This window comes from Collinsella sp. TF09-1AT, assembly GCF_003436895.1.
Classification (GTDB): Bacteria; Actinomycetota; Coriobacteriia; order Coriobacteriales; family Coriobacteriaceae; genus Collinsella.
Map to the genome: position 1 here is coordinate 85,310 of NZ_QSRC01000005.1, position 21,136 is coordinate 106,445.

Annotated in this window: 20 protein-coding genes; 17 read left to right on the plus strand and 3 right to left on the minus strand. The window is 60.4% G+C overall.

All coding sequences use genetic code 11. From position 1 onward, the window contains the following. Positions 1–2 precede the first annotated feature (2 nt). Positions 3–1,094: a flavodoxin-dependent (E)-4-hydroxy-3-methylbut-2-enyl-diphosphate synthase gene (ispG, locus tag DXC90_RS05915; protein WP_233502206.1), complete on the plus strand. Its 1,092-nt coding sequence runs from the start codon at positions 3–5 to the stop codon at positions 1,092–1,094. After that, a complete protein-coding gene (locus DXC90_RS05920) occupies positions 1,095–2,816 on the plus strand; it encodes a proline--tRNA ligase (protein WP_233502207.1) in 1,722 nt (573 codons plus the stop codon). Between the two features lie 179 nt (positions 2,817–2,995). Here the strand turns inward: DXC90_RS05920 and DXC90_RS05925 are convergent, their stop codons facing one another. Both DXC90_RS05925 and adhE read right to left on the minus strand, forming a co-directional pair. After that, complete coding sequence (locus tag DXC90_RS05925; protein WP_117735165.1) at positions 2,996–3,760, minus strand: aminoglycoside phosphotransferase family protein; 765 nt, start codon at positions 3,758–3,760, stop codon at positions 2,996–2,998. An 88-nt stretch (positions 3,761–3,848) separates the two neighbouring features. Next, positions 3,849–6,497, minus strand: a complete 2,649-nt coding sequence (adhE, locus tag DXC90_RS05930) for a bifunctional acetaldehyde-CoA/alcohol dehydrogenase (protein WP_117735166.1) — start codon at positions 6,495–6,497, stop codon at positions 3,849–3,851. A 332-nt stretch (positions 6,498–6,829) separates the two neighbouring features. Between adhE and DXC90_RS05935 the strand changes: the two genes are divergently transcribed. After that, positions 6,830–7,606: a transposase gene (locus tag DXC90_RS05935; protein ID WP_117735167.1), complete on the plus strand. Its 777-nt coding sequence runs from the start codon at positions 6,830–6,832 to the stop codon at positions 7,604–7,606. Between the two features lie 226 nt (positions 7,607–7,832). On the opposite strand, the gene rpmB is transcribed toward DXC90_RS05935, so the two are convergent. Then, on the minus strand, positions 7,833–8,021 hold the full coding sequence (gene rpmB / locus DXC90_RS05940) for a 50S ribosomal protein L28 (protein WP_022094725.1): 189 nt from the start codon (positions 8,019–8,021) through the stop codon (positions 7,833–7,835). 451 nt (positions 8,022–8,472) lie between these two features. Between rpmB and pyrR the strand changes: the two genes are divergently transcribed. The 14 genes from pyrR to rpsT all read left to right on the plus strand — a co-directional run bounded on the left by pyrR (position 8,473) and on the right by rpsT (position 21,115). Continuing rightward, entirely contained in the window at positions 8,473–9,057 is a 585-nt protein-coding gene (pyrR, locus tag DXC90_RS05945) for a bifunctional pyr operon transcriptional regulator/uracil phosphoribosyltransferase PyrR (RefSeq protein ID WP_117735168.1), read from the plus strand. 4 nt (positions 9,058–9,061) lie between these two features. Beyond that, on the plus strand, positions 9,062–10,006 hold the full coding sequence (locus DXC90_RS05950) for an aspartate carbamoyltransferase catalytic subunit (protein ID WP_117735169.1): 945 nt from the start codon (positions 9,062–9,064) through the stop codon (positions 10,004–10,006). After that, complete coding sequence (locus DXC90_RS05955) at positions 9,990–11,279, plus strand: dihydroorotase (RefSeq protein ID WP_117735170.1); 1,290 nt, start codon at positions 9,990–9,992, stop codon at positions 11,277–11,279. Before DXC90_RS05950 ends, DXC90_RS05955 begins: the two co-directional genes overlap by 17 nt. Positions 11,280–11,395: 116 nt before the next feature. After that, positions 11,396–12,163: a dihydroorotate dehydrogenase electron transfer subunit gene (locus DXC90_RS05960; RefSeq protein WP_117735232.1), complete on the plus strand. Its 768-nt coding sequence runs from the start codon at positions 11,396–11,398 to the stop codon at positions 12,161–12,163. A gap of 14 nt (positions 12,164–12,177) precedes the next feature. Then, positions 12,178–13,086 (plus strand): dihydroorotate dehydrogenase, encoded by a 909-nt coding sequence (locus DXC90_RS05965; RefSeq protein ID WP_006236128.1) that lies wholly within the window; start codon positions 12,178–12,180, stop codon positions 13,084–13,086. Next, on the plus strand, positions 13,080–13,796 hold the full coding sequence (gene pyrF / locus DXC90_RS05970) for an orotidine-5'-phosphate decarboxylase (RefSeq protein ID WP_117735171.1): 717 nt from the start codon (positions 13,080–13,082) through the stop codon (positions 13,794–13,796). Before DXC90_RS05965 ends, pyrF begins: the two co-directional genes overlap by 7 nt. A 240-nt stretch (positions 13,797–14,036) precedes the next feature. Then, positions 14,037–14,345: an integration host factor, actinobacterial type gene (gene mihF / locus DXC90_RS05975; RefSeq protein ID WP_006236130.1), complete on the plus strand. Its 309-nt coding sequence runs from the start codon at positions 14,037–14,039 to the stop codon at positions 14,343–14,345. Then, positions 14,346–14,915 carry a guanylate kinase gene (gene gmk, locus DXC90_RS05980; protein ID WP_117735172.1) on the plus strand — a complete coding sequence of 190 codons (570 nt, stop codon included), beginning with the start codon at positions 14,346–14,348 and terminating at the stop codon, positions 14,913–14,915. It begins immediately after the preceding gene. Between the two features lie 5 nt (positions 14,916–14,920). After that, the gene (locus tag DXC90_RS05985) at positions 14,921–15,202 is read left to right on the plus strand and encodes a DNA-directed RNA polymerase subunit omega (protein WP_035138532.1); all 282 of its coding nucleotides are present in this window, start codon (positions 14,921–14,923) and stop codon (positions 15,200–15,202) included. Continuing rightward, positions 15,203–16,447: a tRNA uracil 4-sulfurtransferase ThiI gene (gene thiI, locus DXC90_RS05990; RefSeq protein WP_117735173.1), complete on the plus strand. Its 1,245-nt coding sequence runs from the start codon at positions 15,203–15,205 to the stop codon at positions 16,445–16,447. Positions 16,448–16,660: 213 nt separating this feature from the next. Continuing rightward, entirely contained in the window at positions 16,661–17,374 is a 714-nt protein-coding gene (locus DXC90_RS05995) for a helix-hairpin-helix domain-containing protein (protein WP_117735174.1), read from the plus strand. Further along, complete coding sequence (locus DXC90_RS06000) at positions 17,371–19,674, plus strand: DNA internalization-related competence protein ComEC/Rec2 (RefSeq protein ID WP_117735175.1); 2,304 nt, start codon at positions 17,371–17,373, stop codon at positions 19,672–19,674. Before DXC90_RS05995 ends, DXC90_RS06000 begins: the two co-directional genes overlap by 4 nt. Before the next feature lie 78 nt (positions 19,675–19,752). After that, complete coding sequence (holA, locus tag DXC90_RS06005; protein WP_117735176.1) at positions 19,753–20,715, plus strand: DNA polymerase III subunit delta; 963 nt, start codon at positions 19,753–19,755, stop codon at positions 20,713–20,715. A 133-nt stretch (positions 20,716–20,848) separates the two neighbouring features. Further along, positions 20,849–21,115: a 30S ribosomal protein S20 gene (gene rpsT / locus DXC90_RS06010; protein WP_022094714.1), complete on the plus strand. Its 267-nt coding sequence runs from the start codon at positions 20,849–20,851 to the stop codon at positions 21,113–21,115. Positions 21,116–21,136: the final 21 nt, after the last annotated feature.

Here is a 21,136-nt window from a genome sequence, read left to right on the forward strand (position 1 = left end):
GAGTGGTTGGACTGTCTTTATCCCATCCTTTGCCTCGCGAGCTGACGCGTCCCGTGCATGTGGGCGGCGTGCAGATCGGTGGCGGCGCGCCGGTGGTGGTCCAGTCCATGACCTGCACCGATACCGCTGATGCCCAGGCAACGCTTGCGCAAGTGCGTGCTTTGGCGCAGGCTGGCTGCGATATCGTGCGCGTGAGCGTGCCCACCGAGGCCGCGCTTGAGGGTTTCCGCACCATCTGTGCCGAGTCTCCAGTGCCGATTGTCGCCGATATCCACTTTAACCATAAGCTTGCCATTGGTGCCGTTGAGGCCGGTGCCGCCAAGCTGCGCATCAATCCCGGCAATATCGGCGATTGGGCCAAGGTTGACGCGGTGATCGATGCTGCGGGTGCCGCGGGCTGCGCGATTCGTATCGGCGTCAATGCCGGTTCACTTGAGCAGGATATCGCCGAGCGTGACGACCTCACGCAGCCCGAAAAGCTCGTGATGTCGAGCGAGCGTTTCGTCAAACATTTTGAAGACCGCGGCTTTACGAACATTGTGCTTTCGGCCAAGGCCCATAGCGTGCAAACGACGCTCGATACCTATCGAGCCCTGTCGCGTGAGATTCCCCACGTTCCGCTTCACTTGGGCGTAACCGAGGCGGGTACCAAGCTGCAGGGCACCATCAAGAGTTCGGTGGGTCTTGGTATCCTGCTGTCTGAGGGTATTGGCGACACCATGCGCGTCTCGCTTACGGCCGATCCGGTTGAGGAGCCGCCGGTCGCCTGGGGAATTTTGCAGTCGCTGGGCCTGCGTCGCCGTGGTCCCGAGATTGTCTCGTGCCCCACGTGCGCCCGCTGCCAGGTTAACCTGATCGCAATCGCTGAGGAAGTAACCGAGCGACTTAAGAACTATGCCGCGCCGCTTTCGATTGCCGTCATGGGATGTGCCGTTAATGGCCCCGGTGAGGCTTCTGATGCCGACCTGGGCGTTGCTTGCGGACGTGGTCAGGCTCTGCTCTTTTCGCATGGCCAGATCATTGGTAAAGTAGCTGAGGATCAAATTGTCGACGCGCTTATGGCCGAGGTCGACAAGCTTATTGAGGAGAAATAAATGACTCGAGCAATGTATATGTCTAAGCTCTATGCACCGACGCTCAAAGAGGATCCGGCCGACGCCGAGCTTGCAAGCCATCGTCTGCTGCTTCGTGCCGGTATGATCCGCAAGGAGGCCGCCGGCCTGTATTCCTATCTGCCGCTCGCTTGGCGCTCGATTCGTAAGATCGAGAATATCGTGCGTGACGAGATGGATGCTGCCGGCGCCCAGGAGCTCATGATGCCCATTATGGTCGATGCCGAGCTGTGGCGTGAGTCCGGCCGTATCGATGCCTATGGCAAGGAGCTCGTGCGCTTTGATGACCGTCACGGTCGCGAGTTTGTGCTGGGCCCCACGCATGAGGAGACCGTCACGGCCCTGGTGCGCAACGAGCTGCGCTCCTATAAGCAGCTGCCCGTCAACCTGTACCACATTCAGGACAAGTTCCGCGATGAGTTCCGTCCCCGCTTTGGCCTGATGCGTGGTCGTGAGTTCATCATGAAGGACGCCTACAGCTTCTCTGCCACGCAGGAGAGTCTGCAGGAGGAGTACGACAAGATGAAGCAGGCCTACGCCAACATCTGCGAGCGCTGCTACATCAAGGCTCTGCCCGTTGTCGCCGACTCCGGCGAGATCGGCGGCGACACCTCCGTCGAGTACATGGCGCTGGCCGACGCCGGCGAGGCTTCGCTCGTCTACTGCGACGATTGCGGTTTTGCTGCCGATGACGAGGCTGCAAGCACCAAAGTCGTTGTTACCGAGGGCCCCGGCGACGGCACGCTCACCAAGGTCGAGACTCCGGGCATGGGCACCATCGAGGCTGTCGCCAAGTTCTTCGGCTTCCCCGAGAACGGTACGCGCAAGTCGCTGGCGCTCATCGACGCCGAGGGCAAGCCGGTCGTGGCCATTGTCCCGGGCGACCACGAGCTCAACGATTGCAAGGCCGAGCATGTCTTTGGCAAGGGCTATCGCATGATGACCGACGAGGAGCTCCAGACCTACGGTCTGCACAAGGGCTTTATCGGACCGGTGAACCTGCCCGAGGGCATCCGTCTGGTGTGCGACGAGAGCCTGCGTGAGTCTAAGCAGTGGGCCTGTGGCGCCAACGAGGTCGACTACCACTTTACCGGTGCCTGCCCCGAGCGCGACTTTACCGTCGATGAGTGGGCCGACCTGGTCACCGTCGTCGCCGGCGATCCCTGCCCGCACTGCGGCAAGCCGCTCTCCGCTGCTCGCGGTATCGAGGTCTCCCAGGTGTTCCAGCTGGGCACCAAGTATTCCGAGGCCATGGGTGCCACCTTTATGGACGAGGACGGCAAGGAGAAGCCGCTCATCATGGGTTGCTACGGCGTGGGTGTGTCCCGCTCGCTCGCTGCCGTCGTGGAGCAGCACAACGATGAGCACGGTATCGTCTGGCCGGTCTCCGTTGCCCCGTACGAGGTCGCGGTGATTCCGCTCGATCCCAAGAAGGAGGAGTGCGCTACCGTTTGTGAGCAGATCGTCGACGGTCTGTGCGCCGAGGGTATCGAGGTCGTCGTCGACGACCGCGATGAGCGTCCCGGCTTTAAGTTTGCCGATAACGACCTCATGGGCTTCCCGTATCAGGTGGTTTTGGGCAAGCGCGGTCTTAAGAATGGCACCGTCGAGCTCAAGGACCGTGCCACGGGCGAACGCGAGGACGTGGCGATTGACGAGATCGTCGCCAAGGTTGCCGAGCTTGTTAAGGCTGGCCGCCGTTAATCGGCGATTTCGCTTGTAGTTCGATATACGGGGCGGCCCCGCATTTCTCCTGATCGGGGAGATGTGGGGCCATCCTTTTATCTTGTGGCATCCTCGATATCTAAAAGGAAAACCCCACGGCCCATGCGAGCTGCGGGGTTTCCTTTTGTGCCTCCGATGCGAAATAAATCGCTCAGATATTACTGATAATCGACGACGTCGATCCAGTTCTTAAGGAACTCATCGTTCACGTTGCGCTTACGAGCGAGCTCGGAAGCGGCGACGATGCTCGTCCACTGACGCACGACCTGCATAGGCATGTCGGCGCGGTCGCAGTAGAGCTCCAGGTAGGCCTCGGCCTGGTCCTTGCTGCTGAGGGCAAAGAGCAGGTAGGTGGTGGCAACGTCGGCAGCAGGGGAGCCCTGGGTGGCATGTGCCCAGTCGCAGACGTACAGCTGACCGTCGTCGCCAACGATGACGTTGGAGGGGTTGAAGTCGCCGTGGCAGACCTTGAACTCCTTGGTCATGCCGTCCAGACGCTCCTGAAGGTTGTAGCGCGTGGTGGCATTGAGCTGATCAAGGCTGTCGATCATGCGGGCGAACTTGTCGCGCTGACGGTTGAGCAGCGGGGAGGTGTAGCCGTGGATCTCGATCTGGAGGTCGACGAACATCTCGAGGTACTCACCAAAGCGCTGGGGCTCGGCAGTCATCTTGTCGGCGAGGGTGGTGCCAGCAACCTTCTCGGTCACAAGCGCCCAGCCGTTGGCGTTCTCGAGCTGAGAAACCTCGAGCGCCTTGGGGCTGCGGATGCCGCACTCATTGATGCGGGCAAGATTCAAAGCCTCGTTGAACACGTCGGAGACGGGCTTGGTCTCGTTAAAGACCTTGACAATCTTGTCGCCCAGGTCGTAAACGACCTTGTTGCCACGACGGACGAGCTCGGTCTTGGAATCGGGAAGCAGCATGATTGCATCCTTTCAACGATGCGATAGAAGCAACGGCGGGGGCGTGCGTACACCCGTGCACCCCCGCCGCAAATAACCGTGCTAAAGACTAGCAGACGGCGTAGTCCTGGGGCTCGCGGCCATAGTAGGCGTCCAGGTAGAGCTCCTTGATCTCGCTCATGAGCGGGTAGCGCGGGTTAGCGCCGGTGCACTGGTCGTTGAATGCCTGCTCGGTCATCTCGTCGAGGGTGTCGAGGAAGTACTGCTCGTCAACACCGTAGTCGGCGATGGTCTTCTTGACGCCGATGAAGTCCTTGAGCTCCTCGAGCTTCGTGATGAAGTTCTCGAAGACCTCCTTGTCGTCCTTGCCCTCGATGCCGCAGTACTTGGCCATCTCGGCGTAGTTGTGCAGCGCGTTGGGGTAAGGATACTGGGAGAACGTGCCCATCTTGACGGGAGCCTCGGCGGCGTTGTAGCGCATGACGCGCGTCAGGATGATGGCGTTGGCGATGCCGTGGGGCAGGTGATGGAAGGCGCCGAGCTTGTGGGCCATGGAGTGGTTGAGGCCCAGGAAGGCGTTGGCGAAGGCCATACCGGCCATGCATGAGGCGTTGTGCATCTCCTCGCGGGCGTGCGGGTCCTTGGCGCCGTTCTCGAAGCTGGAGGGCAGGTTCTCGAAGACGAGCTTGGCAGCGCGCTCGGAGAGGCCCTTGGTGTAGTCGGAAGCCATGATGGAGACATAGGACTCGATGGCGTGGGTCATGACGTCGATGCCGGAGGCAGCGGTCAGGCCGCGCGGGGCGGTCATGCAGTTGTCGGCGTCGACGATAGCCATGTTGGGGAGCAGCGCGTAGTCGGCAAGCGGCCACTTGATGCCGGTCTCCTTGTCGGTGATGATGGCGAACGGCGTGCACTCGGAGCCGGTACCCGAAGAGGTCGGGACGGCGACGAAGTAGGCCTTCTTGCCCATCTCGGGGAAGGTGAAGATACGCTTGCGGATGTCCATGAAGTCCATGGCCATGTCCTCAAACTTGCACTCGGGGTGCTCGTACATCATCCACATGATCTTGCCGGCGTCCATAGCGGAGCCACCGCCGACGGCGATGATGACGTCCGGCTCAAAGAGAGCCATCTGCTTGGCGCCGCGACGTGCGCACTGCAGCGACGGATCGGGCTCGACGTCGTAGAAGCAGTCGTGGGCGATGCCCATCTCGTCGAGCTTGGCCTCGATGGCGCGGGTGTTGCCATTCTTGAAGAGGAACTGGTCGGTGACGATGAAGGCGCGCTTCTTGCCCATGACGGTGCCGAGCTCGTCGAGAGCGACGGGCGTGGAACCCTTCTTGAAGTAGACCTTCTCGGGAGCGCGGAACCACAGCATGTTCTCACGGCGCTCGGCCACAGTCTTAACGTTGATCAAGTGCTTCACCCCAACGTTCTCGGAGACGGAGTTGCCGCCCCAGGAGCCGCAGCCCAGGGTCAGAGACGGCTTCATGCCAAAGTTGTACAGGTCACCGATGCCGCCATGCGAAGACGGGGTGTTGATGACGATACGGCAGGCCTTCATGACGTGCTCGAACAGGCTGATCTTCTCGGCCTGGGCGGGGTGCACGTACAGAGAGGCGGTGTGGCCCGGGCCACCGGCGAGCACCAGGTGCTCGGCCTTGTCGACGGCCTCCTGGAAGTCCTTGGCGTGATACATGGCCAGGACCGGGGAGAGCTTCTCGTGGGAGAACTCCTCCTTGGCCGGATCGGTGGAGGTGACCTCGGCGATCAGGATCTTGGTCTTGGCGGGAACCTCGATGCCGGCGAGCTCGGCGATCTTGGCGGCAGCCATGCCGGGGATGCGGTGGTCGAGAGCGCCGTTCTTGAACATGGCGCCACGCAGGGCCTCCATCTCGGCACCCTGCTTGACGAAGTAGCAGCCGCGCTTCTGGAACTCGGCCTTAACCTGGTCATAGATGCTGTCGATGACGGTCACGGACTGCTCGGAAGCGCAGATCATGCCGTTGTCGAAGGTCTTGGAGTGGATGATGGAGTTGACGGCGAGCAGCACGTCGGCGGTGTCGTCGATGATGACCGGGGTGTTACCGGCGCCAACGCCCAGGGCGGGCTTGCCCGAGGAGTAGGCGGCCTTGACCATGCCCGGGCCACCGGTGGCGAGGATGATGTCGACGTCGCGCATGACCATGTTGGTCAGCTCGATGGAGGGGACATCGACCCAACCGATGATGCCCTCGGGGGCGCCGGCCTTGACGGCGGCGTCAAGCACGAGCTTGGCGGCGGCGATGGTGCACTTGGCGGCAGCCGGGTGCGGGGAGATGATGATGGCATTGCGGGTCTTCAGACTGATCAGCGTCTTGAAGATCGCGGTGGAGGTGGGGTTGGTCGTCGGGATGACGGCGCCCACGATGCCGATGGGCTCGGCAATCTTGGTGATGCCGTAGGCCTTGTCGCGCTCCAGGACACCACAGGTCTTGGTGTTCTTGTAAGCGTTGTAGATGTACTCTGCGGCGTAGTGGTTCTTGATGACCTTGTCCTCAAGAACGCCGCGGCCGGTCTCCTCGATGGCCATCTTCGCCAACGGGATACGAGCCTTGTTGGCGGCCATGGCGGCCTCGTAGAAGATCTTGTCGACCTGCTCCTGCGTGTACGTAGCAAAAAGCGCCTGGGCCTCTCGCATCTGAGCGAGCTTAGCCTCAAGCGCCTCTACGTTGTCCACAATTGCGGGAGTAGTGTTTTCCGGTGACTTTTTCACCATTTGTGTCTCCTTGCGATCGGAGATTTACCCTACGCCTTGAATGATAGCAATAAATAATTCGGTGAGTGGCAAGATTCCTGTAAAAGGCACACTAAAACGCTTCAACAAACTGAAACGTTTCAACTAATACAATCTGCCTGCTGCATCGCCCCGCTCATTGGGGACGGGCTTACATGAGTGCTTTCACTCATTTGGGACAGACATCGTTTTGCCATTTTGCCGTTCTGGGCCTGTTCTTGCCGCTCATTGGATATAAATAGGTTACAGGCTCAGCATTTCGCGTTGCGTCTCTCCTTTTAGGTGTTGCCTGTACAGTTTTGAAAGGAGAGGCTATGCCCCGATGTGCCCGCGCCGTTTCGCTCACCGGCTATTACCACGTCTTGGACCGTGGCAACTCCAAACAGATTATTTTTGAAGATGATTCCGCCCGTTATCGTTTCTTATCGGACATCTCGGACAGGTTTGCGCGTCATAAAGTGGCGGTGTTGGCTTGGTGCCTTATGGACAACCACTTCCATTTGATGGTTGATGACCCATATGACAACCTTTCAAAGGCAATGCAGTGCGCACTGACGGCGTATGCTAAGTATTTCAATGGGAAAACGGGAAGAACGGGCCATCTGTTTGACAATCGCTATTCGCGGGTCGCTGTTGAGACGGACACGCAAGCGGTGCAGCTGCTCGACTATATTCATCTCAATCCCGTGAAAGGTGCGCTCGACTCACTCGAGGCATACCGCTGGTCAAGCTACAAGGCATATCAGCTGGGCTATGATCCCTTTGATATCTGCGATGCGGCCCCCATGCTCGATATTGTCGGAGGCTCCCGTTGCTATTGCGAGCATCTCAAGGAAGTTGCTGGGCGCATCTGGTCAGTGGGGGTTCTTCCACGCCGGCGGATCCCCGATGAGGATGCCCTTGCCGTCGCGCACGAAGTGTTGCCGAGCATAGATCCTGCGCTGCTCAAGCCCCTGCCTCGTCCCGAACGTGATGCGTGTCTGCTGAGGCTCAGGCGGGCGCATCTCACGGTCAAGCAAATTGCCCGTATCACCGGTATCGGCGCTACGAGCGTAACCAAGGCCACCACAGGCTGGAAAGAGTCGGCGTGAGGTATGGATTGGGGCCGATCGAAACGCCGTGAGTTCATCGATGTGCTGCGAGCTTAGGAAAGCGCTCATCTAAGTCTGTCCCCAATGCGTGAAAACACTTATGTAAGTCTGTCCCCAATGAGTGCAAAAAAGCGCCCTCCGTAGGGGAGGACGCCCTTGGTAAGTTCTATGTGAACGCGAGGTCTTTGACCCGGAGAGTCCGAGGTACTTGTTGGTAAGACCTTATTTAGGAGCGCGCAACCTTGCCGGACTTGAGGCAGGTGGAGCAAACGTTCATCTTGCGACGGTGACCATCGACGACGACGTAGACACGCTGGATGTTGGGGCGGAACTTACGGTTGGTGACGCGGTGAGAGTGGCTGATGGAGCGACCGGCAACGGGGTGCTTACCGCAAACTTCGCAAACTTTGGACATAACTGACCCTCCTTGGGCGACAAACGAACATGTCGCGTTAACAAACAAGCCTGAACTATAGCACAGAAGTCGCTCCCTGTGCGCAATCTACACAGAGATATTTCTCTTTTGGCGATAGTGCGCACGCCACGGCCCTGGACGTAGATCCGATTTGCGTGCAGCAGAGGGGATTATGCCAGCTCGAACCGAGGTTTTCAAGTTCGTCCCGCAAATATATATAGGTTTATGGAGCGCCTGCGCCCGTTTATGGATTGCTTTGTATTATGCTCGCAATTACGCTCGAGGTTGGCTACACTAGTCGTTGACCATTAAAGGGGTACGAGATACCCACATGGAATTACATAGCTGCCAAAGAGCAGCCCTTCCTGTGGGTGTCTGGTCCGCTTTAAGCGGTCGGGCATCTATTTTTTTTGACTGTGTCAGCAGTCAAGACATGTGAGGAAGGAGATCGATGGGCACGACTTCCCCCAAGGCGGTCATCATGGACGAGACCGCCGTCAATCGAGCTATGACCCGCATCGCGCACGAGATTCTCGAGCGCAACGAGGGCTGTGAAGACCTCGCTCTGGTCGGCATCGTCACGCGCGGCGACCTTCTGGCAAAGAAGCTCGTCGAGGAGATCAAGGAGATCGAGGGCGTCGACGTTCCGCTCGGCAGCCTCGACATCAGCTTCTACCGCGATGACTACGCTACCAATTTCGCTCCCGCGATCCACGCCACCAACATTCCCTTTAGCGTCAACGGCAAACGCGTCGTGCTGGTGGACGACATCCTGTATACGGGCCGTACCATCCGCGCCGCTCTCGACGCCGTCATGGACCTGGGTCGTCCGAGCCGCATCGAGCTGGCGGTCCTCGTCGACCGCGGCCACCGCGAGCTCCCTATCTCGCCGGACTTTGTCGGCAAGAACGTTCCCTCGTCGCATGAGGAGAACGTGCACCTATATATGAAAGAAGTCGACGGCCACACCGCCGTCGAGATCAACGACGTCGCGCCGGGTTCCCGCGTGGGCTCCGCGCCGCTGGGAGGTGAGTAGTACCGTGGCGTTCAATCATAAGCACCTGATCGACATTACCGAGTACTCCGAAGAGGACATCAAGCTCATCCTCGAGACCGCCAAGGCGTTCTCCGAGGTCAACGAGCGTGCGATCAAGAAGGTCCCCACGCTCAAGGGCAAGACCATCGTCAACATGTTCAACGAGCCCTCGACGCGCACCCGTAGCTCCTTCGAGCTTGCCGAGAAGCGTCTTTCGGCCGACAGCCTCAACTTCGGCGGCTCCTCGACCTCTACGGTCAAGGGCGAGAGCCTCGTCGACACCGTCGAGACCCTCAACGCCTACAAGATCGACTGCATCGTCGTGCGCGACAAGCACGCCGGCGCTCCCTATATCGTCACGCAGAACTCGCCTGCGAGCGTCATCTGCGCCGGCGACGGCAAGCACAACCATCCCACGCAGGCCCTGCTCGACCTGTACACCATCTGGGAGCATAAGGGTGACTTCCATGGTTTGAAGGTCGCCGTCGTCGGCGATATCGCGCACTCCCGCGTCTGCGGCTCGCTGATCCCCGCCCTTAAGATCATGGGCTGCGAGACCTACGCCGTCGCTCCCGGCACGCTGCTGCCGCCGGCGCCCGAGGTCCTGGGCTGCGACCACGTGACGAGTGACCTCGATTCCGTCCTGCCCGAGCTGGACGTCATCTACATGCTGCGCGTGCAGCAGGAGCGCCTCGAGGGCGCCCCGTTCCCGACCATTCGCGAGTACCACAAGCTCTTCGGCCTGACCAAGGATCGCGAGAAGCTCATGAAGCCCGATGCGATCATCTGCCACCCGGGCCCCATCAACCGCGGCGTCGAGTTCGACTCCTATATGGCCGACCACCCGCAACGCTCCGTCATCCTGGAACAGGTCTATGCTGGTATCTGCGTGCGTATGGCTATCCTGTATCTGCTGCTTGGAGGTGCCGATAATGGCCTTGCTTCTTAAGAATGCCCACGTCGTCGACCCGTCCGTCGAGCTTGACGGTGTCGTTGACGTCCTGATTGACGGCGACAAGATCGCCGAGGTCGGCGAGAATCTCGCCGTCGAGGGGGCCGAGGTCCGCGACCTTTCCGGCAAGTACCTCGTCCCCGGCCTGGTGGATATGCACGTTCACCTTCGCGAGCCCGGCTACGAGGTCAAAGAGGACATCGAGAGCGGCACCCGCGCAGCTGCCAAGGGCGGCTTTACCGGCGTGTGCTCCATGCCCAACACCGATCCCGTCACCGATAACGGCACCGTCGTAGAGTTCGTCAAGTCCCGTGCTGCCGAGGTCGGTCACTGCCGCGTCTATCCGTCGGGCGCCATGACCCGCGGTCTTAAGGGCGAGGCCATGTCCGAGATGGGCGATATGGTCGCCCACGGCGCCGTCGCCTTCACCGACGACGGTCGCGGCGTGCAGGGCGCGGGCATGCTCCGCCGCTGCATGGACTACGGTAAGATGTTCGGCAAGGTCTTTATGAGCCACTGCCAGGACGAGGACCTGGTCGGCCACGGCCAGATCAACGAGGGCAAGGTCTCGACCCGTCTGGCTCTCGAGGGCTGGCCGGCTGCCGGCGAGGAGCTCCAGATCGCCCGCGACATCGAGATTGCCAAGCTGACCGGTGCCAAGCTGCACATCCAGCATATCTCCACCGCCCATGGCCTGGAGATCGTGCGTGCCGGTAAGGCCGCTGGCGTTCAGGTTACCTGCGAGGCCACCCCGCACCACATGTTCCTGACCGAGAACGACCTGGACGAGACCTACAACACCTCGCTCAAAGTCAATCCGCCGCTGCGTACCGAGGAGGACGCCGAGGCCATCCGTCAGGGCGTCATCGACGGTACCGTCGACGTTATCGTCACCGATCACGCTCCCCACACCCCGTGGGAGAAGGCCCGCGAGTTCGAGCTTGCACCTTTTGGCATGATCGGCCTCGAGACTTCGCTGTCGCTCGTGCTCACCGAGCTGGTCAATACGGGCAAGATGAGCATGGGCCGCATGGTCGAGCTCATGGCCATCAAACCGCGTGAGATCCTGGGCCTCGACCAGGTTCAGGTCAAGGTGGGCTCCGTCGCCGACCTGACCGTGTTCGACACGTCCGCCACTTGGACGGTCGGCGAGGACGGTTACGAGTCGCGCGCCGAGAACTCCGGTTTTGCCGGCCGCACGCTCACCGGTCGTGCCACCGATGTGTTTGTCGGCGGTAAACAGACGCTTGCCGACGGCTACATCTGCTAGCATAGCCTTATCGTTTTTGTGCGCGGTGCCCTTGCGGTGCCGCGCTTTCTGTTCGTTTTGACCATGCAACCGCATGGGGGATTGGAGCGTCTATGCCCACACCTTCCACTGCACGCATGCACGACTTCGAGGTCGTCTCGAACCAGGAGATCGCCGAGGGCATCTTCTCGCTCGTAATCTCGGCCCCCAAGCTTGCAAGTGCGCTCAAGCCCGGTCAGTTTGTGAACATCGCCGTGCCCGGCGATGCGTCCTCGCTGCTTCGCGTGCCCCTGAGCTTCTATCGCGCCGACGCCCAGGCCGGCACCGTCGAGCTGTGGTACACCGTCGTGGGCGACGACACCCGCCGTCTGTCGCAGATGGCCTCTGGTTCCACTTCTAACCTGCTGGGCCCTGGCGGTCGCGGCTGGCTGGTGCCCGAGGGCGCCAAGAAGGCGCTGCTCGTGGCGGGCGGCATCGGTGTCCCGCCCGTGCTCTGCCTGGCGGGCATGCTTGCCGAGCAGGGTGTGGCCGTCGACGTGTGCCTGGGCTTTGGCACCGCGTCCAAGGCCGTGGGTATCGATGAGTTCCGCGCGTTGGGCGCCACGGTCAATGTATGCACCGACGACGGCTCGCTTGGCACGCATGGTTTTTGCACTGATCCGGCCGCCGAGCTGCTTGGCGAGGGTGGCTACGACTATGTCGCCAGCTGCGGTCCCGCCGTCATGATGAAGAAGGTCGCCGCCGCTGCCGCCGAGGCCGGTGTGTACTGCGAGGTGTCGCTTGAGCGCATGATGAGCTGCGGCTTTGGCGCCTGCAACACCTGTAACGTCGAGACGGTTGACGGTATGAAGGGCGCCTGCATGTGCGGCCCCGTGTTCGATGCTTCCAAGGTGGTGGTCTTCTAGTGGGTACCGTGAACATGGCCGTCGATTTCGGCGGCGTCAAGATGCAAAACCCCATCAACACCGCAGCCGGCACTTTTGGTTACGGCTGGCAGTTCCAGAACTTCTTTGATGTTTCCCAGCTGGGCGCCATCACCACCAAGGGCTGCGCTGCCGAGCCCTGGCCCGGCAACCCCGCACCCCGTATGGCCGAGATCCCCGGCGGTATGATCAACTCGGTGGGCCTTCAGAACCCCGGCGTTGCCGCCTTTGCCCGTGAGTCCGGCCCTTGGCTGGAGCAGCTTTCCAAGGACGGCTGCCAGGTCATCTGCCAGGTTGCCGGTCACTCTGTTGACGAGTTTGTCCGCGCACTCGAGATGTATGTCGAGCTGTGCCCCTGGGCTGCCGGCTACGAGATCAACGTGAGCTGCCCTAATATCGCCGCCGGCGGTGCCGCCATGGGCTCCACGCCCGAGGGCGCCTCTTCCGTTATGGCTGCCTGCCGCAAGGTGACCGATAAGCCGCTGTTCGTGAAGATGGCGCCGGTCAACGTCGCCGAGATCGCCAAGGCCCTCGAGGCTGCCGGCGCCGACGGCCTTTCGGTCATCAACTCCATTCAGGGCATGGCCATCGACGTCCATACCCGTAAGTCCCGCGTGGCCAAGCCCAAGGGCGGCCTTTCGGGCCCGCTGTGCCACCACATCGCCGTGCGCATGGTCTGGGAGGTTGCCCAGGCCGTCGATATCCCCATCAACGGTGTCGGCGGTGTCATGACCGGCGAGGATGCGGCTGAGTTTATCCTGGCCGGTGCCACCTGCGTGTCGGTCGGCATGGCCAACTTTGTCGATCCGTGTGCTTCGCTCAAGATCGCGCATGAGCTCGAGGCTTGGGCTGAGTCCCAGGGCGTCAAGGACATCAACGAGCTGGTAGGTGCTTTCGAATGCTAGAGACCGATGCCCGCGACCGTGTTATCGTCGCCCTCGACTGCGACCGTGAGCGTGCGCTCGAGCTCGCCCATGAGCTTTCGGGCCATGCCGCCTGGCTCAAGGTGGGCATGACGCTCTATTACGCCGAGGGTCCCGAGATCGTCAAGACGTTCAAGGACCTGGGTTTTAAGGTCTTCCTTGACCTTAAGTTCCATGATATTCCGCATCAGGTTCGCGGTGCCGCCCGCTCGGCCTCGCTTGCCGGTGCCGACCTGCTTTCGGTTCACGGCTTGGGTTCGGGTGCTATGCTCGCCGCCTGCCGTGAGGGTGCCGAGGAGGCGCGCGAGGACCGCGCCAAGCTCGTCGCCATCACCGTGCTCACGAGCATGAATCAGGATGCCTTGAGCGAGATCGGCGTCGAGTCGCCTGTGGCCGAGGAGGCCGTCCGCTTGGCAAAGCTCGCTCAGGCCAACGGCATCGATGGCATCGTGTGCTCGCCGATGGAGGCTCACGACATGCGTGAGCTGCTGGGTCCCGATGCCCTGATCGTTACTCCGGGTGTGCGTCCGATGGGTGCCGCTCTTGGTGACCAGTCTCGCGTGGCGACGCCTTCCCAGGCTATCGAGCGTGGCGCAAGCCACATTGTGGTGGGCCGTCCCATTACTGGTGCCGACGATCCGGTTGCCGCATTTGACGCTATTGTTGCCGAGCTGGTCGAAAACGTCGCCTAAAAGATTCCCTCAAGTCACCACTTTTGGGTATCATTAGCACAAATTTGCCCCTGTACCTGCGAAAACTTTCCTACCCTTTGTGTGGAATCGCAGGGCAGGGGCTTAACTTTGACCTCCGCATATTGCACTTTTCGTAGGTATCGTCTAATCTATGGAGCCGTCGATTGGGCATTTAGTGCGTTTGACGTGCTAAAATGCCAATTACTGCATCAGATATAACCCAACTATTTGGAGGTTCGAATGGCACTCCCTCAGCTTACCGACGAGCAGCGCAAGCAGGCTCTTGAGAAGGCTGCTGCCGCACGTCACGCCCGCGCTGAGCTTCGCGAGCAGATCAAGAAGGGCGAGAAGTCCCTCGAGTCCGTGCTCAACTCCGATGACCCCATCGCTTCCCGCATGAAGGTTTCCACCCTCATCGAGTCTCTCCCTGGCTATGGCAAGGCCAAGGCCGCCAAGATCATGGAGGAGCTCGGTATCTCCGCTACCCGTCGCGTCCAGGGCCTCGGCGTCCGTCAGCGCGAGCAGCTCCTCGAGCAGCTGACCAAATAAGTGAGCGCTCAGGATTCCAAGCTCTTTGTGATTTCTGGACCGTCAGGCGCAGGCAAGGGCACGCTCGTCACTCGTGTGCGCGGGCTCCGCTCGAACCTGGGCCTGACGGTTTCGGCTACCACGCGAGCACCACGCAAAGGTGAGGTCGACGGCGTCAACTACTTTTTTCTGACGCGCGAGGAGTTCGACCGCCGCGTGGCAAACGGTGAGTTTGTTGAATGGGCCGAGGTCCACGGTAACTGCTACGGCACGTTGGTGAGCGAGGTCACATCCAAGCTCGCCTCGGGTGCGTCTCTGATTTTGGAGATCGATGTCCAGGGCGCCCTGCAGGTGAAGGAGCGTTTCCCCGAGGCCGTGCTGATTTTTATCAAGCCGCCTTCGCTTGAGGTGCTTCGCGAGCGTCTAGTCGGTCGCGGTACCGAGACGCCCGAGACGATTGAGCTGCGTATGGCAAACGCCGCCGATGAGCTTGCCCTTGCCGACCGCTACGACGATGTCGTGGTTAATGACGATCTCGACCGCGCGACCGATGAGCTCGTTCGCGTTCTCGATATGCATGAAAGGATCTGAGGTCCGTGTCCGTTGTAAAGCCTTGCATTGACGACCTTCTGGAGAAGACCGATCACAACCGCTTCCTGCTCGCTTCGCTTGCCTCCAAGCGCGCCTGCGACATCAATAGCATGCTGCGTGGCCAGCACAACCGCGTGCTTGCCGTCCAGGATGTCGATGACATCACCATCGGGCTTTCCGGTGCCGATACTATCTCGATGGCTATGGACGAGATTGTCGATGGCGACATCTCTTACGATGAGGCTCGTTACGAGAAGGCGCTCGGCCACAAGGTTGCTGAAGCCTAAATGGCAGCTCGCGTCTGCCTGGTCCACTATCACGAGGTTGGACTGAAGGGCAAGAACCGCGCACATTTTGAGCATATCCTCATGGATAACATCAAGGCGGCCTTGGCCGCCTTTTCCGTGAATGCCGTGTCTCGAATTTCCGGTTATATCCTCGTGACCTTTAACGAGCATCAGGCCGACGAGGCGGCGCGTGTCATTCGCACCGTTCCCGGCGTTGCTCGTGTGTCTTTGGCGTATCACACCAACCGCGACCCGCAGGAGTACTGCGCCGCCGCCGTGAAGGCGCTGCGCGAGTTTGGTTCCTTCGATTCGTTTAAGGTGCACGCCAAGCGCTCCAACACCGACTATGAGCTCACCTCGATTGATATCAATCGTCAGGTGGGCGAGGTGCTGTGTGAGGCCTTCCCCAATAAAAAGGTTCAAATGCACGACCCCGATGCGATGGTGCATGTGTTGGTGGTCCAGGGCAGCGTTTATGTGTATGCGCGTTCCGAGCGCGGCGTGGGTGGCCTGCCGGTGGGTTCTGCCGGTAAGGTCGTGACGCTGCTGTCGTCGGGTATCGATTCTCCGGTGGCGACCTGGATGCTCGCGCGTCGCGGTGCGGTGTGCGTGCCGGTGCATTTCTCCGGTCGTCCGCAGACGCCCGATACGAGCGAGTATTTGGTACAGGACATCATCCGTGCGCTTGCACCGGGTGTCCAGATCGGCCGCTTGTACGTAGTCCCGTTTGGCGACTGCCAGCGTGAGATTTCGGTCACCTGCCCCAGCAACTTGCGTGTGATCATGTATCGTCGGATTATGTATTCGGTTGCCGAGCGCATTGCACACATCGAGGGTGCCAAGGCCATCGTTACGGGCGAATCACTTGGGCAGGTTGCCTCCCAAACGCTCGAGAACATCATGGCCGTCAACGAGGCCGCGAAGATCCCTGTGTTCCGTCCGCTCATCGGTTCGGACAAGCAGGAGATCATCGCGCGCGCCGAGGAGATCGGTACGTTCGATATCTCGACTGAGGCCGCTCCCGACTGCTGCACGCTGTTTATGCCGCGCCGTCCCGAGACGCATGCTAAACTCGATGCCGTGCATGAGGCCTGGGAGTTGTTCGATCACGAGGAGATGATCGAGCGTCTGCTCAAGCAGACCGAGTACATCGACTTCGATAGCAACACGTATAAGGCGCCTAAGACCTTAAAACGCAAACATTCGGAGCTTGCTCCGCGTGAGATTTACCAAGATCACGAGTAAATTTGTGCATAGACCGACGATGCGCCTGTATCGTCAGTCTTTTGCTATCTGGGCATTTTGCGACTAAGTGTTCATTTGCTGACGTGTGCCTGAATAAATGGACAGATTTGTGCAAGGTTTTGGTCGGCTTTTGGTTTGACCGCGATAACCGGTTTTGAAGCATGGCTGTTGCAGGGCTCTTTTCCTGACACGATGTTGTTGGGAGGTTTTGCTATGGCGCAGCGCGAACAACACGAACGGGTCAAAAAGATGGACCGCTGGGCGGGCAAGCTGCTCGGTCATAAGGCAGTGGTGGTGGCGATGCTGGGCGTCATTGCGATGGCGAGCGGCTTGGCGATGGCGAACCTTGGCGGCGGTGCCGGCGGTGTGTCGTTTGAGCGCACTGATGGTTCGGGCTCGTTAGTGGAGCCGGGATCCGGCGATGCTTCGAGCGGAAAGACATCCGAAGGATCTTCGACTAAGGCTTCTGCCGCGGCAGAGGTCTATGTCGATGTCGATGGCGCCGTTGTGTCGCCCGGTGTATATCGCCTCAAGGACGGCGCGCGGGTGGCTCAGGCGATTGATGCCGCCGGCGGGCTGGCGCCCGAGGCAGACGTTACGGGGCTCAATCGGGCATCTAAGGTCATCGATGGACAGAAGATTCACGTTCCAACGGTAGGGGAACAGCGGGCGTCCATTGCGGAAGCCGGTGTCGATGGTGGGGCTTCAGCATCATCGGGCGTGAGTGGCGCAAAAGGCCTAGTAAACATCAATACGGCAAGCGCGGCAGAGCTGCAGACGCTTTCGGGCATCGGTCCCTCCATGGCTCAGTCGATTATCGATGAGCGGACAAAGAACGGTGCCTTTGCCTCGGTTGACGATCTGATGCGTGTGTCGGGAATCGGCGAGAAGAAGCTTGCCAAAATCAAAGATTGCATCTGCGTATGAGTGCGACCGAGCGCGAGCATGTGATGCCTCCGCGGCCCCTGATTCCGTGGACGATGGCCCTGTGTGTCGGCATGTGCGTGAGCTGCGCCTTGGTGCTCAACGTGGCCGCTGATGCGCTACTGGGGGAGCAGGCGCCAGCGTTCGGGCCGCTATGGGCTATTCCCGTTGCGGCGGCGGTATTCGTTGCGCTGGCTCAATCTTGTGCGCGGTTTGCCCCTTTTAAGCGGTGGCTGTATGCCGCGTCCGTCGGTCTCGTGGCGGGAGCGGTCGTCTCGGCGTGGTGGGCTGTGGGCGCGCTCAGCGCCTCGAAGGCGCTCGATGGTCGAGCGGCAAGCAGCCTCGAGTTTGTCGTGCAGGGTGATCCATCCATAAACGACGACGTGTATTCCTATACTTGCGAGGCACGCGCGGACGGCAAGAGCTTGGCAACGGTTCGCCTATCGTGTGGCCGCGAGCTCAAGGTCGGGGCGCACGTGTGTGTTATCGGTCGCGTTTCACGTTTTGAGAACGATGCGCATGGACGATCGCGCATGCTCCGAGGCGAGGTGCGCAAGGTTAAAGCCGTTCGGATTGTGTCGGTCGATGAGGGCTCTCCGGGGCCGCTGCCTCGGCTGCGAAATGGGCTGCTTGCTTCCATCGCGCCTGCGACCGACCCGGCGCGTGCGCTCATAGCCGGTGTCGTCTGCGGTCGTTCGGCCGAGCTGCGCGCCCAGCCGGCGGGCGACTGGTTTTCGGTGACGGGAACGGCGCATCTTATCGCCGTCTCGGGCAGCCATTTGGCTATCGTGGGGTTTGTAATCGAGGGCGTATTGCAAAAGACTCGGTGCTCACGTGGCCTTCAGCGGGCGATATTGGCGATAACGCTTGTAGGCTACGCTGCCTTTACGGGCGCGTCTCCCTCGGCCGTGCGTGCGTGCTGCATGGTGTTCGCGACGCTTGTCGTAAACGGCGCGGGCCGTCGCCGGCACGGCGCATCGGCACTCTTCGTAACCATGTCCATCTTTGTGCTACTGCGGCCGACGGTGCTGTTCGAGATGGGCTTTCAGCTTTCATGCGCCAGCGTCTTAGCCATCCTGTGCTTTTGCCCCTATGCGACCTACGCTATGGGTGAGCTGGGTGTGCCATCGGGCATTGCCAGCATGCTTTCCGTCACGCTGTGCTCGCAGCTGGCGACTCTTCCCATTACCATTCCTGCCTTCGGTACGTTCTCGCTCATTGCTCCGCTGGCAAATGCGGTCATCGGTCCGGTGGTGAGTCTGCTGCTTGCTGTGTCGATCGTGCTGGTTCCCTTTTCGCTCGTGGCGCCGTTGCGCACTTGGGCGCTCGTTGTGCCCATGATTACCGCCCGTTGCACGCTGTTCTTCGAGCAGCTGTTTGCCGCCGTGCCGGGTGCATCCGTGAGTGTGCCGCCGGATAGCATGTGGATTTACCTAGCGCCGTGTTTGCTGGCGGTTCTCCTGGTCTGGTGGCCGCGCCCTCAGGCACGGCCTATGGCGGTGGGGTTTGCATGTCTGGTGCTCTTGGCTGCGATTCCGTACGTCTACTGGGATCGATTCGCTCCGCCTTCGGTGACGGTGCTCGATGTGGGCCAGGCCGATGCGATTCTTATCCGCCAGGGCGGCGCAGTAGCGCTCGTCGACTGCGGGGTCGACGAGCGCGTGGTAGCGGCGTTGGTTCGCAATAACGTGCACCATATCGATGCCGTCTTTGTGACGCATTGGGATGAGGATCACTGGGGTGGTCTGCCTGCCGTGCTCGAACAGTTTTCGGTTGGAACGATTGCCGTGGCGGCCGAAGCGCTGGAGGATGCTCCTGTCGAGGTATTGAACCGACCTGGCGTGGAGTATCGACAGGTGCGCCGTGGGGATATGGTCGACATCGGCTCATTTTGCGCCCGCGTGATGTGGCCATTCGAGTCCGTGGATGGCGAGGGAAATGAGGACTCGCTTGTCCTGCTGCTCTCTTATGTTCAGGAAGGCATGGGCCTGCGCATGCTCCTCACCGGTGATGCCGAACTCGACCAAGAACGGGAATTCGTGCAGGAGGTGGGGGATATCGATGTACTTAAACTTGGGCATCACGGCTCCAAGGTTTCAGTCGATGGTGAGTTGCTGGACGTCCTGAAGCCCGAGCTTTCCCTCGCGAGCGCGGGCGAGGGGAATCGATACGGCCATCCGTCCGATGCCTGCATCGATTCCGTGAAGGAAGCGGGCGGTGTGTTCGCGTGCACTATCGAACACGGCGACATTACCGTCGCGCCGACTGCGAATGGTTTTGCGATGCGATGCCAGCGACCGTGACGACATCGTTGGCGTGTGGTGGGCCCCTGGGCTAGAATGGCACGGAATGAATACGAAGGCCTGCGGGAGGGGAGCGCAATGTCCGAAACCGGTCTGCTGCCGGCATACCTGATCGTCGGTACCGACGGCGTCAAGCGCGATCACGCCGTCTCGCGTATGAAAGCGCGTCTGGAAAAGTCGGGAATGGTCGAGTTCAACCTCGACGAGCGCGACATGACCAAAGACTCCGATATCGAGTCCATTATCGGATCGCTCAATACCTTTCCCATGGGCAACGAGTTTCGCCTGGTAATCCTTGATGGCTGCTCAAAGCTTGCCAAGGCGGTTTCGGAGCCGCTCGTCGAGTATCTGGCGAGTCCCAGCCCCACAACGGTCTGTCTCATCATCGCCGACTCGCTTGCCAAGAACACGCGCCTGTATAAGGCGATCGCCAAAATCGACAAGAAGGCTATCGTCGATTGCTCGGGTACCAAGCGCTGGGAGCTACCGCGCCGCGTGCAGCAGATGGCGACGCAGCACGGCAAGTCGATCTCGACGGCGGCCGCCGAGGAGCTCGTTTCGCGCTCGGGCGAAAACACGCGCATGCTCGATAACGACCTGGCAAAGCTCTCCCAGATGGTCGAGGCGCCCCAGATTGAGCTCGCCGACGTGGAGCGTTGGATCGTGCGTACGGCCGAGGTTCAGCCCTGGGACTTCCTCAACGCCGTCTCGGCTCGCGATATGCGGCGTTCGCTCGAGCTCTTTAAGCTTCTGCCCTCCAAGAGCTACGTGTGGACCTACACGCTGCTATGCGGTCGCATTCGTGAGCTGATCGTCGCCAAGGCGCTCGACTCTCGTGGGCAGGGGCGTGAACTCGCCGCGACGCTCAAGCTTCAGCCCTGGCAGGTCAAAAATCACCTGACCTGGGCACGTCGTTTTTCGATGACCGAGCTCGTCGCAGCGCTCGAGGGCGCCGTTGATGTGGAGCTCGCGCTCAAGGGTTCGGCCGATTCTGAGACCGCGCTTTTGCTCTGGATTACGAACATCTTGAGAAAATCGTGATGATACCTGCCTATTTGACAAATTCGTTCTATCCCTTTGAGGGGGAGCGTGCTATAGTAGGCGCTTGCATGACCTCACCGTGTCTCAGAGGTGTCATACATTTTTTGCAAGGAACTCGAAAGGAACTCCAGAAGTGGCAAACATCAAGTCTCAGAAGAAGCGTATCCGCACCAATGAGGCAGCTCGCATGCGTAACAAGGCTGTCAAGTCCGAGCTCAAGACGCTGACCAAGCACGTCCAGTCCGCTGTCGCCGAGGGCGACGCCGAGAAGGCCCAGGCTGCCCTCAAGACCGTCACCAAGCGTCTCGACATGGCTGCTGCCAAGCATGTTATCCACAAGAACCAGGCTTCCAACCGCAAGTCCGGTCTTGCCAAGCTCGTGAACAGCATCAACGCCTAAGTTGTAAATTTCACACCACAC

Coding starts and splice junctions, on each gene's coding strand:
- DXC90_RS05920 (WP_233502207.1), top strand. CDS start 1,095: ATGACTCGAGCAATGTATATGTCTAAGCTCTATGCACCGACGCTCAAA.
- pyrR (WP_117735168.1), top strand. CDS start 8,473: ATGGGCACGACTTCCCCCAAGGCGGTCATCATGGACGAGACCGCCGTC.
- DXC90_RS05960 (WP_117735232.1), top strand. CDS start 11,396: ATGCACGACTTCGAGGTCGTCTCGAACCAGGAGATCGCCGAGGGCATC.
- holA (WP_117735176.1), top strand. CDS start 19,753: ATGTCCGAAACCGGTCTGCTGCCGGCATACCTGATCGTCGGTACCGAC.
- rpmB (WP_022094725.1), bottom strand. CDS start 8,021: ATGTCCAAAGTTTGCGAAGTTTGCGGTAAGCACCCCGTTGCCGGTCGC.
- DXC90_RS05965 (WP_006236128.1), top strand. CDS start 12,178: ATGGCCGTCGATTTCGGCGGCGTCAAGATGCAAAACCCCATCAACACC.
- DXC90_RS05955 (WP_117735170.1), top strand. CDS start 9,990: ATGGCCTTGCTTCTTAAGAATGCCCACGTCGTCGACCCGTCCGTCGAG.
- DXC90_RS05995 (WP_117735174.1), top strand. CDS start 16,661: ATGGCGCAGCGCGAACAACACGAACGGGTCAAAAAGATGGACCGCTGG.
- DXC90_RS05935 (WP_117735167.1), top strand. CDS start 6,830: ATGCCCCGATGTGCCCGCGCCGTTTCGCTCACCGGCTATTACCACGTC.
- adhE (WP_117735166.1), bottom strand. CDS start 6,497: ATGGTGAAAAAGTCACCGGAAAACACTACTCCCGCAATTGTGGACAAC.
- DXC90_RS05925 (WP_117735165.1), bottom strand. CDS start 3,760: ATGCTGCTTCCCGATTCCAAGACCGAGCTCGTCCGTCGTGGCAACAAG.
- mihF (WP_006236130.1), top strand. CDS start 14,037: ATGGCACTCCCTCAGCTTACCGACGAGCAGCGCAAGCAGGCTCTTGAG.
- thiI (WP_117735173.1), top strand. CDS start 15,203: ATGGCAGCTCGCGTCTGCCTGGTCCACTATCACGAGGTTGGACTGAAG.
- pyrF (WP_117735171.1), top strand. CDS start 13,080: ATGCTAGAGACCGATGCCCGCGACCGTGTTATCGTCGCCCTCGACTGC.
- DXC90_RS06000 (WP_117735175.1), top strand. CDS start 17,371: ATGAGTGCGACCGAGCGCGAGCATGTGATGCCTCCGCGGCCCCTGATT.